The following is a 12,625-nucleotide window of genomic DNA, read 5'->3' as shown; positions in this document are numbered from 1 at the left end:
GGCTATGATTTGCGTCGACCAAGCGGGTGTGCATGGGGATCAATGCCGATCTGGTCGCGGCCTCTCATTTTGGCTGCATAAAGCGCCAAATCGGCCCTTCGATAGACGTCATTGGCATAGTCTCCGTTCATGACACAGGAAATGCCTGCGGAAAAACTGTAGCGGAAGCTGAGTTGGTCGGCCAGCGGGTGCGACTGTCTGACGGCGACCAGCATGCGATTGACGATCTCAGCCGCTTCCTCGGGAACCGTGTTCGGAAGGACAAGAACAAATTCTTCGCCGCCGACGCGGCCGAGAATATCGGTCTTGCGCACCATTTTCTGCAGGGTGGCCGCGAAATCCTTCAGAACGGCATCGCCCGCGGTATGGCCGAAACGGTCATTGATATATTTGAAATTGTCGATGTCGAGGACGGCAAGGCAACCGACCTTCTCCTGCTGGTCGCCATAGTGGCGCACCAACTCCTCAAGCTTCGCCATTACGAAGCGTCTGCTCGGAATGCCCGTCAGATCGTCGGTCTGGGATGCCTTGATCGCGCTGTCGCGGTCTTGCCGCAGCGTCCTCTGATCGGAGCGGATCGATGTCACGTCGCTTGCGACGCAGAACATCCAGCCATTGGCCTGCATGGTTTCGGTCATCCACAGCCATCGGCCGTCGTGAAGATCGGTTTCGAAGGCGCGAAAGCCGGTTTTCCCTCGGCGAGCCAGCGTCGACAGCAGCCAGCCCTCGAAATCGGCTGTGGCAACGACCGTTCCGTGGCGGGCGTGAAAGTTGCGCCGCATCAGCTCGGACCAAAGCGGTTGTTCGTTCTCTGCGACGAGCCAGGCATCGCGAAACGCGCGATTGGCAAAACGCAACCGGTCATCGTGATCGTAGACCGCAATCATGACGCCCGCAGCTTCCATCAGCTGCGCCATTTGCAACATTGCTTCCGTGTCAACCAAGGTCATCATGCCCTCAGAATAGATCATTATCGGCTTGAACTATCTGCCCGACGTGAAGAAACGGTTAGCTGGCCTGCATGTGCACAGATGGTTCTATTGCCTCATCGCTGCCTGCATCGCGATCCCGGTTCATAATGGGTCAGACATTCTTCCTATAAGTGGAATAATAACTTCCACATTCCGCCAATTAACGGATTTCGGTGAATGGCTATTGTTGGCGCCAACCCATCAAGGGTTGTTGGCGAATTTGTCAAAACGGAGAACTGAGATGAACAGACTGATCCTTTCCCTGATGCTGGCAACCGCCAGCTTCGCTCCCCTTTCTGAGGCCGTAGCCGCTCCTGCCAAGCAGGTTGCGATCACCCAACAGGTGCCGGTGACCGTTTACTATCGTTCGGCCAAGATCGATGGCGTCAACATGTTCTATCGTGAAGCCGGTCCGGCCGATGGTCCTGTCGTCCTGCTCCTGCACGGCTTCCCGACATCCTCGCACATGTTCCGCAACCTCATTCCACTGCTGGCCGACCGCTATCACGTCATCGCACCTGACTATCCGGGGTTCGGCGAGAGCGATGCACCCGATCATGCCAAGTTCGCCTACACCTTCGGCCACTATGCGGACATGGTCGATACGCTCATGACTGAGCTCGGTGCCAAGAAGTACGCCATGTATGTCATGGATTACGGTGCGCCCGTCGGTTACCGTCTGGCTCTCAAGCATCCGGAACGGGTGAGTGGGCTGATCGTCCAGAACGGCAACGCCTACGAAGAAGGCCTGCGCGAGTTCTGGGATCCTATCAAGGCTTACTGGGCTGACGACTCCACGGAAAAGCGCGAGGCCCTGTCCAACCTCGTGGTTCTTGAGACGACCAAGTTCCAGTACATGGACGGCGTCAAGGACCTCACCCGCATCAGCCCCGACAATTGGGTTCACGATCAGGCGCTGCTCGACCGGCCGGGCAACAAGGATATCCAGCTGGATCTCTTCCATGACTATGGCACGAATGTTCCGCTCTACCCGCAGTTCCAGGCCTTCTTCCKCGATCGCAAGCCGCCGACGCTGATCGTCTGGGGCAAGAACGACAAGATCTTCCCCGAGGAAGGTGCGCATCCTTACCTGCGTGATCTGCCGGACGCCGAAATGCATATCCTCGATACCGGCCATTTTGCCCTTGAAGACAAGCTGGATGAGATGGCGCCGCTCATTCACGATTTCCTCGACCGCAAGGTCGCAAAATAATMATCGACTTTCACAAAGGCCCGGGCATTCAGCGATGAATGCGCGGGCCTTTTTCTGTTTACTGGGCGGGACTGCCTGCGGCCGCTAGTTGAAGTGCCTGTTGGCCCGCAGCTTTCCAACCGCGAAGTCGATGAAGCTTCGCACTTTTGCCGGGGCATAGCGGCCCTCTGGATGCACGACATGGATCGGCAGGGCCTCTTCCTCATAATCAGACAATATCGTGCGCAATTCACCGGCCTCAAGCTGCGGCGCAATCTGGTAGGACAGAACGCGTGTCAGGCCCCAGCCGCAAGCTGCCGCCGAGATGGCGGCCTCGTTGGTGCTGCAGAAGAGACGGGGATTGACGTGGATGGTAGACTTCTTTTGCACCCCGAAACGCCATTCTAGCGACGTCCACGCGCTGGTCGACGCTATGATGCGGTGGCTCGACAGATCGCCGGGGGTCATCGGGACGCCGTGCTTTTCAAAATAGAAGGGCGATCCGCAGATGACGCGTMTGACCTGACCGACGCGCGTTGCGGTGAGGCCAGAGTCGGGCAGATGGCCGATGCGGATCGCAACATCAATGCCTTCGTCGACCATGCTGACGACCCGGTCGACGAACAGGCCGCGACCGATAACATCGGGGTAGAGATCCAGATATTCGGTCATCAGCGGCAGGACKAACATTGTTCCGAACATTGCAGAAGTCGTGACGGTAAGCGTGCCTGTCGGCTTGCCGTAGGCGCCCGCAGCGGCCGCCTCCACCTCGGTGAGATCCGCGAGAAGCCTCTGGCAGTCCGAAAAATACCGGGCACCAGCTTCCGTCAGTTTGACGGATCGGGTCGTGCGCGTCAGAAGGCGCGTCCCGATGATGTCTTCGAGGGCGGAAACTATACGCGTGACGGCAGGAGGGCTCATGTGGAGCTGCCGTCCTGCATCCGCGAAGCTCTCGGCCTCCGCGACCTTCACGAAGACCCTCATTGCCTGCCATCGATCCATGCGATCCACATTGCCGTGAAAACCTGAGTCCTGGCCAGAGCTTTAAACGCTTTTCTTCCAACCGCAATCTACCGAACCCATAGCTTCAAGCCGCTGAACGGCAATCCTTTTATCTGGCGCGCGACAGTTCCAGTTTCTCGATGAAGGCGGGCAGCTCCGAAGCGATCTCCGGAACACCGAACGCAATGAGTTGTCTTTTTGCAACCGCGCTTGCCTCACCGTCTCCCGCGTGGACCGCGAGTGCGAATTTCACGGCGATATCGACAAGCAGGTCGAAACTGCCTCCGCGTTTTGCAGCGTCGATCTCCGATCCGCTCAGCGCCAGATGCTTCGCCTCGATCTCCAGGGATCGGAGAGCGTGGAAATCATCTTTGGCATTAGCGATGGCCAGTTCGATTTGTATGCGCATGATCGGGGTGATGAGATCTTTGCTCACGTCATTCTCCATAGGCTGCAAATAGCCGTCGTCTCTTCGGTCGCCGTTTCGAGCCTGTCGGCAAAGATGTCGGGTGATGCCTTGGCGGGTGGAGCGATTGGAGGCCTCTGGCCGTTCGCAGACGGGATATCCTCGCTGGATCGGTACACCCGCCCGCCCTGGGTATGAACTGACGTTCTGCTGAAGACTATCTTCCGCGTGGCGAAACAATCGGAAGAAACGACCCCGCGAGGCCTCTTTGCAAAGCGGACCCACACCAGAAGAACAGTTCCTGACACAAGGAGGCTCTGCTAACCGTCGTAAAACGCCGACAGAGTGCTATAAGCCGAAACAACCGAATTCCGCTTCGAGGAACGCCATGCCCCAGCCCGTCCTGTTTTCGCCCTTCACCGTGCGCAATCTTGCGCTCGCCAACCGCGTCGTGATCGCGCCCATGTGCCAGTATTCGGCTGTGGATGGCTGCATGACGGACTGGCATCTGATTCATCTTGGACAGTTGGCGCTCTCGGGTGCGGCGCTTCTGACGATCGAGGCAACGGCCGTCGTTCCCGAGGGGCGCATCACCTTTGCCGATGTCGGCCTTTATGATGACGCCTCTGAAGCCGCGATGGCCCGCACGCTCGAAAGCATCAGAAAATGGTCAGATATGCCAATCGCCGTGCAATTGGCGCATGCCGGCCGCAAGGCCTCAACCGAGGTTCCCTGGAGAGGCGGCGGTCAGTTTCCGCCGACCGATCCGAACGGATGGCAGACCGAAGCGCCTTCCGCTGTCGCCTTCAACCCGAACTACGTGCCGCCGACCGCACTCGACCGCGATGGCATGAAACGTGTCCGCGATGCCTTTGCCGCTGCCGCGCGACGGGCGGCAAGGATCGGCATTGATGCCGTTCAGATCCACGGCGCGCATGGCTATCTGCTGCACCAGTTCCTGTCGCCCTTGTCGAACCAGCGAACCGATGAATATGGCGGCTCTCTGGAAAACCGCGCCCGGTTTCCGCTGGAAGTTCTCGATGCGGTGCGGGATGCCTTTCCCTCCGATAGGCCGGTGACGATGCGCGTTTCCGCCGCCGACTGGGTCGAAGGCGGTCTGGAGATTTCCGAGAGCGTCGAATTTGCCAGGATGCTCGAAGCAAGAGGCTGCGATGCCATCCACGTATCGAGCGGCGGTCTGCATCCCTCTCAGGCGATCCCGATCAGCCCGAGCTACCAGGTACCGCTCGCAAGGGCAATCAAAGGCGCCGTCAAAATGCCGGTCATAGCCGTCGGCCTGATCACCGAGCCGACGCAGGCCGAAGCAATCGTTGCGACCGGTGATGCGGACCTTATCGCGCTCGCTCGCGCCATCCTCTACGACCCGCGCTGGCCGTGGCACGCCGCCGCCGAACTCGGCGGGCAGGTCAAGGCGGCCAATCAATATCTGCGTTGCCAGCCGACGCAGTTCAAAACCCTGTTTGCGAAGTAACGCCTGGGTTTGATAGCCGCGACAAAAGGTGCCAGCTGCGTTCATTCCGCAAGCTTCTGTCTGACACGCTCATGATGATGTACTCTCCCAGCCACTTTAAATGAGCAGGGAGGGGCTCATGACCGTTGCGGGCACTGTGGTTGTCGGCGGAGGTCCAGCCGGTCTTGCCTGCGCAGCAGCGCTCAGGGCAAATGGCCGCTCATCCACGATCCTCGAACGCGCTGATAATCTGGCCTCCTCCTGGAGGCGGCATTACGAGCGATTGCATCTGCATACCACCAAGGCTCATTCAGCACTCCCCGGGGCACCGATGCCGCGGAATTTTCCGAGATACCCATCCCGACTGCAGGTGATCGACTATCTCGAAGCCTATGCGCGCGCCAACGATATCAGAATACAATTTGGTAAATCCGTCMTCCGTATCAGCCGGAGCCGGGACTGGATCGTCGAGACGAATGACGGAGGCGCGATCGAGGCTGAAACCGTTGTGATCGCGACGGGCCTCTCCAACGTTCCCATCAGGCCGGTCTGGAAAGGCCAGGAGAGCTTTAAGGGAAAGCTCCTGCATTCTTACGAGTTCAGCAACGCAGGAGCACTGAGTGCAAACCGGGTGCTCGTTGTGGGCTTTGGCAATTCGGCCGGCGAAATCGCGCTTGAATGCGTCGAGGCAGGTCTTGAGGTCTGCATGTCGGTGCGCGGGCCGGTGAATATCGTCCCGCTGGAACTGCTGGGAGTGCCGACCGCAACAATCGCCATTGCGCAGCGGCACTTTCCAGATGGCCTCGTCGATGCCGTGAACGCGCCGCTTCTGCACTTGCGCTATCGAGATATGGAAAGATTGGGGCTGCAAAAATCCGCAAATGGTCCCCTGACCAACATTGCCGAGAAAAACCGCACACCACTGATCGATATCGGAACCATGGCCCAGATCAGGGCGGGGGCGATCAGGATATATCCCCGCATCGATTGGTCGAATGCTCGGCAGGTACATTTCGCCGATGGCCGATCGGCGGATTTCGATACAATCATTTTGGCGACGGGCTTCCGGCCGTCGCTGGAAACGTTATTGCCGGATTTTGCCGAGAGATTTCAGGGCGCAGACAGGCCGAAAAGAGGAGCACTGCAGCCTGGGAATGACGGCCTTTATTTCTGCGGATTCAATACGACTTCCACAGGCCTTCTCCGTCAAATCGGCATAGAGGCCATCAGCATTGCCCGATCGATAGCACAACGCTGACAAGAGAGCTTGCTGTCCGCAATGGAAACGCATGGTCGCTGATAGAAACGCGATGCAGCGAGGTTGTCGTTGGTTGTCATGACCCAAAGCGAAGAAATTCCTTGGCTGCGCAACAGACCGGCCAGGGCTTCGATCAACAAAGCTCCCGGGGTGCACGAGCCATCATGCCCCAGGATCGGCTCGCTCAGCGATCAAGGCGGGCCACTGCAAGCAGATCCCGGATAAGTCCGCCAGGGCCATTCTGATCTGTCGGATCCAAGCCCAGCTTCGTCAGCCAGCACCACATGCTCATCCGATGGAAAAGGCTGTAAAGCCACAGCGCCCGCTCGATATCCGGGTGATCGACCGGGCCGTAGCCTTCGAGGATCGGCCGATAACTGCGCGGATCTTCATGCGCAGAACAGAAGAGAGCCTTGGCAAGGTCGAAGAGCTTGTCTGCTGCCCGTGCGTTTCCGAAATCGATGAGGCCGCTGAGCTGAAGCCTGCCCGCATCGTCGCGCAAGGCCAACACATTACCCTGATGGAAGTCGTCGTGGCAGAGCACGGCACCGTCGCCTCCATCCAGGAGATCGAAGCTACCTTCAGCCAGATGCTGCAGGCGACGCGCGAGATTGGGCTCKCCGCCAAGATTGCGGAAGCGGCGGAACACGWCTTCGAACGCCGATGTCATATAGTCCGCATTCGCGGATACCGGTCTGTCGATCCCGCCACCGCGAAGATAGCCATAGGCGGGCATCGGCACTGCGTGAATGCGCCTCAGCAGTTCTCCCATCTGGCGATAGGCCTGTTCGATATCCGGCTCTGCCATGCAGTGGCGCAGCGAGCGGCCGGGCAGCAGTGTCAGTAAAGCGCAGCGCAACGGCAGGACGCTTCGTGTCTCGTCGACCTGCAGCCACCTGGGGACGGGAGGCATCAGATCCTTGAGCCAGCCTGCGACGAGCTCTTCTTTCGACGGTCCCCATTCGGGCTCGTCCGGATAGATTTTGAGGACCAGCGGTTCACGCTCGAAGCCAACAAGATCGATCCTGTAGACCTCGGTGCTGCCGCCCTCCAGGCGGGCGAAACCGCTGGCGACAAGGGCAGGGTCGAGGCTTTGGACAAGCCGCTGAACAGTTTCCTTCTCAAGCTCCAGGGTCGGTCGTCTCTGTGGCGCCATGTCTTGCGACCCTAAACCCTGCCGGAATTCACTGACCCGCGCGAATGGAATTAGAGTGCTTTRACCTTTCCGGCCCGTCAATCGCATTTTCTGGAAATGAGGCAGCGAACGGGGCAAATTGCTGGACGCAGGGGATATGTCCGAGAGATCTCGGCGCCCCGCTTGCCTTCGACGGTCATGCGCGAGTTCGCATGGTGGGGCTGCCAATTGGCTGGCTGAGCCCTCGCATTTGCCCTACGGATATGCGAGCCATTTGGAACGATATCGCCATTGCCTCTGGAAGGCATTGGCGCAGGCGAATACCTCATAGGCATCCTAGCGCGGGCTGGCGATACAAGAGACTGATACCCATATAGGCGTCAGCGAAGCGCAGCTGACGATTTCCGTCCACCTCGCGCATTTGGAAAGGACATCTCTATGACAACAGAACGTGCGGTACTTGCTGGCGGCTGCTTCTGGGGAATGCAGGACCTTGTTCGCCGGTTGCCTGGCGTCGTTTCAACGCGTGTCGGTTACTCGGGCGGCGAAGTGCCCAACGCCACCTACCGCAATCACGGCAATCACGCCGAAGCGATCGAGATCATCTTCGATCCGCAGAAGACGAGCTATCGCGATATCCTGGAGTTCTTCTTCCAGATTCATGATCCGTCGACCCGTAATCGGCAGGGCAATGATATCGGTGCGAGCTATCGATCGGCAATCTTTTATGCGGATGAAAACCAGCGGCGGACGGCTGAAGATACGATCGCCGATGTGGATGCTTCCGGCCTCTGGCCAGGCAAGGTCGTGACGGAAGTCGTTCCCGTCAGCGATTTCTGGGAAGCCGAACCGGAGCATCAGGATTATCTCGAGCGCATTCCGAATGGCTATACATGCCATTTTGCCCGCCCCGGCTGGAAATTGCCGAAGCGGCAGGCAAACGTCGCTTAAGCTCGCTCTTCAGTTCGTCAAATTGACCCGACCTCATCAGCGGTGGCCTMTCGGCCGCCGCTTTTCTTTTTAAACCGTTCGATCCGAGCTAGGCAGCCGCACCACAGGCCCGCCGGAGATCGTGCATTTATCCGCCGAAAACCTGCCCGGCAATCGTTCGCCGCTCGCCTATGCGCAGACGCAATCGCTGGCGCCGCAGCGGCTTCGCGATTGAGACCACGCAAGCGTCTGGACTGAGGGGCTTTTCTGCTCTTCGAAGCCTGATGGAAGATAGGACATTACCCGCTCGTCTCGGTCCGATACCGCATGCCGAGTTGAAAGCCGCCGCAACCTGCCTCTAGCTGGAGGGGGCGCGTGTCCAGTGCGGACGGGTCGACGTCGTCGGTTGCCGCCGGCAAAGTGACTAGACATCCCAACGTCAGAAGTTTAGTAGGTGCCCCGCTAACCGGTCGCAGCCCACCCGGTTCAACAAAACAAGGGATCCCAAAGATGAAAACACTCGTCGTCTGCTCAGGCGGACTCGACTCCATTTCGCTTGCCTACAAGATTGCGGCGAACCGCAAACTTATCGGCCTCATCTCCTTCGACTACGGTCAACGGCACGTCAAAGAGCTGGAATTCGCAGCTCTCTGCGCGCGAAGGCTCGACGTGCCACACGACATCATAGACATATCGAACGTGGGCAAGCACCTGACGGGCTCGGCCCTCACGGACGATGTCAAGGTTCCTGACGGCCACTACGCCGAGGAGACGATGAAGGCGACGGTCGTGCCGAACCGCAACGCCATCATGCTGTCGATCGCGTTTGGGCTCGCTGCTGCCCGTCGCGCAGACGCCGTAGCAATTGCAGTCCATGGCGGGGATCACTTCATCTACCCCGACTGCCGGCCCGGGTTCATTTCGGCATTCGAGGCGATGCAACAGCATGCCCTTGAGGGATATGCCGACGTCAGGCTGATCGCTCCCTTTGTGAACGCGACGAAGGCCGATATTGTCGCTGATGGTGCGAAGCACCTGACGCCTTTTGAAGAGACATGGTCTTGTTACAAAGGCGGTGATCTCCATTGCGGCAGATGCGGAACATGCGTCGAGCGCCGCGAAGCTTTCCATCTCGCCGGCGTCGAGGATCCGACCGTTTATGACGACCCGGATTTCTGGATCGCTGCGACGGGTGGGTTCAAAGCAGAAGAGGCGAAGTGATGTACCGGATCACCAAGGAGTTCCATTTTTCCGCCTCGCATCAGCTGTCCCACCTTCCTGATGACCATCAATGCGCGCGTCTTCACGGCCATAATTATGTCGTCGAGGTCGAGCTTGCGGCCTCTGAATTGAACGAGGATGGCTTTGTCCGTGATTATCACGAGCTTTCGCCGCTCAAGCGGTACATCGATGAAACCTTCGATCATCGGCACCTCAACGATGCGTTGGGCCATGACCGGGTGACGTCCGAATGGCTCGCCAGGCACTTTTACGACTGGTGCAAGCAGCGCCTGCCGGAAACCTCCGCTGTCAGGGTAAGCGAGACCCCGAAGACATGGGCGGAATATCGCCCATGACAGGCAGGGAGCAAAAGATCCGCATCAGCGAAATCTTCGGGCCGACGATCCAGGGGGAAGGGCCGCTCATGGGACTTCCGACCGTTTTCGTCAGAACGGGCGGCTGCGACTATCGCTGCGAATGGTGCGATACCATGCATGCTGTCGACAGCGCCTTCCGCGACGAGTGGACGCCAATGTCGGTCGACGATATCTGGTCGAACGTGGAATCGCTCTCTCAAGGCTGTCCCCTGACGATTTCCCTGTCTGGTGGAAACCCGGCGATCCAGCCGCTCGGGCCGCTGATTGCTCGAGGAAAGCGCGATAGCTATCAATTCGCCTTGGAAACGCAGGGGTCAATTGCGCAGGATTGGTTTGCAGCGCTGGATCATTTGATCCTCAGTCCCAAACCACCGTCCAGCCGTATGGTGTTCAACCCTGACGAATTGAGGGACTGCGTGACGGCGGCTCGCAATGGTCCGAGGATCGCAATGAAGATCGTCATCTTCGATGAAGACGACTATGCGTTTGCAAGGTCTGTCGCGAAAGACTTCAAAGAGCTTCCGATCTTCCTGCAACCCGGCAATCACACGCCGCCGGTGGGTGACGAGCCATCGATCGACGTCGAAGGAATTCTCAACCGCATGCGCTGGTTGGTCGACAGGGTCACCTCGGACCGGTGGTTCGATGCGCGCGTTCTTCCGCAGCTCCATGTCATGCTCTGGGGAAACATGCGGGGTGTGTGATCACCTTTGAGGAAGGTCAAGGCCTGCCGCGCAGGAGCAGGAGTGCCGATCTGACGCCGGTCCTCCCGAGGGGATCGTGACGCCCATTGGTACCTGCGGGCGCTCGGAGGCTTCGACCGGCTTCTCCGCGATCGGAAGCTTGAGCAGGCCCTTTTTTATTCTCTCATCCGGCGCCAAAGTCCGGGGCTTTAGCATTGCCTGCGGCATGGGGTAGCAGTCCGTGAGCTGCCGCTAAATTGACCTTATTGCTCCGCGATTTTGCTCGACCGGGTGTCGAGATTCTCGATGCATCCGGTATGGCGCATACCCCCGTGMGCCATGCAAATCGGAGGAGGAAAACATGCACAGATTTGCTTCCCTGGCGGTCGCCGCGGCACTTGGGCTCGGCGCCTTCATTGCCGCATCAAGCGCCGATGCGATKACCATGCAGGACTGCAGTGCCAAATATAAAGCCGCGCAGGCAGCCAATAGTCTCAACGGCATGAAATGGAACGACTTCCGCAAGGCGCAATGCGGAGCCGATACTGCTGCAGCAACGCCGGCAAAGCCCGGCGCAGCGACGCCCGCAAAGCCGGCTGCAACCGACGAGCCGACGACCGCCAATACGGAAAATGCCACCGAGCCCGCGCCCACCAAGGTCGCGGTCCCGAAGGGCGTGGTCTTCCCGACCAAGGTTGATGCAAAATATGCGAGCGAGACGCCCGGCAAGGGCCGGATGCATACCTGTCTCGATCAGTACAATGCCGACAAGGCGAACAACAGCCTGAATGGCCTGACCTGGATCAAGAAAGGCGGCGGCTACTACAGCATCTGCAACAGCAAGCTCAAATCCTGAGATCTCGCAACGCATGGAGGGGCGCCGCGGCGATGTGGCGCCTCATCGCCATGCAAGGAGGATGTGATGAGCTTCTTCGACGATATCGGCAGCCTCCTCGGTAACGCCATCAACAGTCATCCGGGCGGCCTCAGCGGCTTGATGTCGGACGCCTTCACCGATTTCGGCGGGCTTGACGGCGTCGTCGCCAAATTGAACGAGGACGGTCTCGGTCCACGCGTCAACTCCTGGCTCGGCCGTGGCGACAACATGCCGATCACCCCGGACGAGATCCGTTCTGCGCTGTCCAGCGAGTATCTTGGCAATATCGCCCAGCGGCTCGGCGTGCCGGCCGACCAGGTCGCCAATATCCTGGCGCAACACCTGCCCGCTGCCGTCGATCAGGCCAGCCCCAACGGCGCCGTGCAGACATCCTGACCGCCTGCTGCGGCCGATGCAGGATTGCCTTTTGTTGTCAGCCGCCGATTGCGGCTGGAGTTTTATTGCGTGAGGGCCGCGAGGCCCAGCGAGATTTGCGTTCTCAGAGGCCCAGGCCGACCGTCTCGGTGCGATGGACGCCTTTCGGCACGAAGGAAAAACAATCGGCAACGCCGAGGTAGTTCGCCGCCAGGTGGATGACGGAAAGCCACATCTCGGTTCCCTGCAGGCTCGGAACGGCTCCATCGGCGAACGGGAATCCCTGCCCGTCCTGCCATCGCTCCAAAGCTCTGAATATGATCTTGCGGGCGATATCCTCGCCGTCGCGTCGCCGATAGTCGGTTTGCCTCGCGATAAGGAGGAGCGGGTGGATCGTGTCGAGCAGATTGCAGGCGGTATATTTCGCGCCGATAAAACCCTTGTGATTGCGGTAGTTCAGGACAACGGTTTCGAAGGACTTCTGCGCGTCCGGAAGTGGAATGCCGAACTGGGCATAGGTGCCACGCGTCAACCGATAGAAGCCGTTGACGGGCTGCAGCCATCCTTCGGCCGCCGTCGGCTCGCCCCACAGGCCGGTCGTGCGACCGACGTTCCGTGTCAGCCAGTCGAACAAGGCGTGCCGCGGCTGCTCCACGTCGAAATACCTCGCGTTGAAATACATCGCCGTGCCAATGGCGTCGACCACGCTGCCGGCGCTCCAGGCGGA

The 12,625-nt window shown here is 59.2% G+C and carries 13 protein-coding genes and 1 pseudogene; 9 read left to right on the top strand and 5 right to left on the bottom strand.

Annotation, left to right across the window (positions count from 1 at the left end):
• Window positions 1–2 precede the first annotated feature (2 nt).
• Complete coding sequence (locus AC1DNW_RS28150; protein ID WP_162748438.1) at window positions 3–917, bottom strand: GGDEF domain-containing protein; 915 nt, start codon at window positions 915–917, stop codon at window positions 3–5.
• Between the two features lie 295 nt (window positions 918–1,212).
• Here AC1DNW_RS28150 and AC1DNW_RS28145 point away from each other — a divergent pair, with 295 nt between their 5' ends.
• Window positions 1,213–2,184, top strand: coding sequence for an alpha/beta fold hydrolase (locus AC1DNW_RS28145; RefSeq protein ID WP_477855080.1), 972 nt, complete (start codon window positions 1,213–1,215; stop codon window positions 2,182–2,184).
• 84 nt (window positions 2,185–2,268) lie between these two features.
• Here the strand turns inward: AC1DNW_RS28145 and AC1DNW_RS28140 are convergent, their stop codons facing one another.
• Window positions 2,269–3,165, bottom strand: coding sequence for a LysR family transcriptional regulator (locus AC1DNW_RS28140; protein WP_477855079.1), 897 nt, complete (start codon window positions 3,163–3,165; stop codon window positions 2,269–2,271).
• A 109-nt stretch (window positions 3,166–3,274) separates the two neighbouring features.
• The gene (locus AC1DNW_RS28135; RefSeq protein WP_477855078.1) at window positions 3,275–3,601 is read right to left on the bottom strand and encodes a hypothetical protein; all 327 of its coding nucleotides are present in this window, start codon (window positions 3,599–3,601) and stop codon (window positions 3,275–3,277) included.
• Window positions 3,602–3,959: 358 nt separating this feature from the next.
• Here AC1DNW_RS28135 and AC1DNW_RS28130 point away from each other — a divergent pair, with 358 nt between their 5' ends.
• Together AC1DNW_RS28130 and AC1DNW_RS28125 are read left to right on the top strand one after the other, a co-directional pair.
• Complete coding sequence (locus AC1DNW_RS28130; protein WP_113307894.1) at window positions 3,960–5,063, top strand: NADH:flavin oxidoreductase/NADH oxidase; 1,104 nt, start codon at window positions 3,960–3,962, stop codon at window positions 5,061–5,063.
• 100 nt (window positions 5,064–5,163) lie between these two features.
• Entirely contained in the window at window positions 5,164–6,300 is a 1,137-nt protein-coding gene (locus AC1DNW_RS28125; protein ID WP_477855077.1) for a flavin-containing monooxygenase, read from the top strand.
• Window positions 6,301–6,484: 184 nt separating this feature from the next.
• On the opposite strand, the gene AC1DNW_RS28120 is transcribed toward AC1DNW_RS28125, so the two are convergent.
• Window positions 6,485–7,456, bottom strand: a complete 972-nt coding sequence (locus AC1DNW_RS28120) for a phosphotransferase family protein (RefSeq protein WP_477855076.1) — start codon at window positions 7,454–7,456, stop codon at window positions 6,485–6,487.
• 417 nt (window positions 7,457–7,873) lie between these two features.
• On the opposite strand from AC1DNW_RS28120, the gene msrA reads away from it, so the two are divergent.
• From msrA to AC1DNW_RS28090, 6 genes are all read left to right on the top strand, one after another.
• Complete coding sequence (msrA, locus tag AC1DNW_RS28115; protein WP_113307891.1) at window positions 7,874–8,386, top strand: peptide-methionine (S)-S-oxide reductase MsrA; 513 nt, start codon at window positions 7,874–7,876, stop codon at window positions 8,384–8,386.
• Between the two features lie 489 nt (window positions 8,387–8,875).
• On the top strand, window positions 8,876–9,586 hold the full coding sequence (queC, locus tag AC1DNW_RS28110) for a 7-cyano-7-deazaguanine synthase QueC (protein ID WP_113307890.1): 711 nt from the start codon (window positions 8,876–8,878) through the stop codon (window positions 9,584–9,586).
• Window positions 9,586–9,942, top strand: a complete 357-nt coding sequence (queD, locus tag AC1DNW_RS28105) for a 6-carboxytetrahydropterin synthase QueD (protein WP_113307889.1) — start codon at window positions 9,586–9,588, stop codon at window positions 9,940–9,942. Before queC ends, queD begins: the two co-directional genes overlap by 1 nt.
• Entirely contained in the window at window positions 9,939–10,667 is a 729-nt protein-coding gene (queE, locus tag AC1DNW_RS28100) for a 7-carboxy-7-deazaguanine synthase QueE (protein ID WP_113307888.1), read from the top strand. Before queD ends, queE begins: the two co-directional genes overlap by 4 nt.
• Window positions 10,668–11,007: 340 nt before the next feature.
• Window positions 11,008–11,502 carry a hypothetical protein gene (locus AC1DNW_RS28095; protein ID WP_477855075.1) on the top strand — a complete coding sequence of 165 codons (495 nt, stop codon included), beginning with the start codon at window positions 11,008–11,010 and terminating at the stop codon, window positions 11,500–11,502.
• Window positions 11,503–11,568: 66 nt separating this feature from the next.
• Window positions 11,569–11,919 (top strand): YidB family protein, encoded by a 351-nt coding sequence (locus AC1DNW_RS28090; protein WP_113307886.1) that lies wholly within the window; start codon window positions 11,569–11,571, stop codon window positions 11,917–11,919.
• Window positions 11,920–12,022: 103 nt separating this feature from the next.
• On the opposite strand, the pseudogene AC1DNW_RS28085 reads toward AC1DNW_RS28090, so the two are convergent.
• A pseudogene (locus AC1DNW_RS28085) lies at window positions 12,023–12,625 on the bottom strand (acyltransferase); the annotation flags it as partial.

This window comes from Rhizobium sp. 05L429 (assembly GCF_056397645.1).
This window is presented reverse-complemented; position numbering and strand designations above follow the sequence as displayed.

Excerpts from the sequence above, each read along its gene's own strand:
- msrA (WP_113307891.1), top strand. The coding sequence starts at position 7,874 with ATGACAACAGAACGTGCGGTACTTGCTGGCGGCTGCTTCTGGGGAATG.
- queC (WP_113307890.1), top strand. The coding sequence starts at position 8,876 with ATGAAAACACTCGTCGTCTGCTCAGGCGGACTCGACTCCATTTCGCTT.
- AC1DNW_RS28130 (WP_113307894.1), top strand. The coding sequence starts at position 3,960 with ATGCCCCAGCCCGTCCTGTTTTCGCCCTTCACCGTGCGCAATCTTGCG.
- AC1DNW_RS28150 (WP_162748438.1), bottom strand. The coding sequence starts at position 917 with ATGGCGCAGCTGATGGAAGCTGCGGGCGTCATGATTGCGGTCTACGAT.
- queD (WP_113307889.1), top strand. The coding sequence starts at position 9,586 with ATGTACCGGATCACCAAGGAGTTCCATTTTTCCGCCTCGCATCAGCTG.
- AC1DNW_RS28090 (WP_113307886.1), top strand. The coding sequence starts at position 11,569 with ATGAGCTTCTTCGACGATATCGGCAGCCTCCTCGGTAACGCCATCAAC.
- queE (WP_113307888.1), top strand. The coding sequence starts at position 9,939 with ATGACAGGCAGGGAGCAAAAGATCCGCATCAGCGAAATCTTCGGGCCG.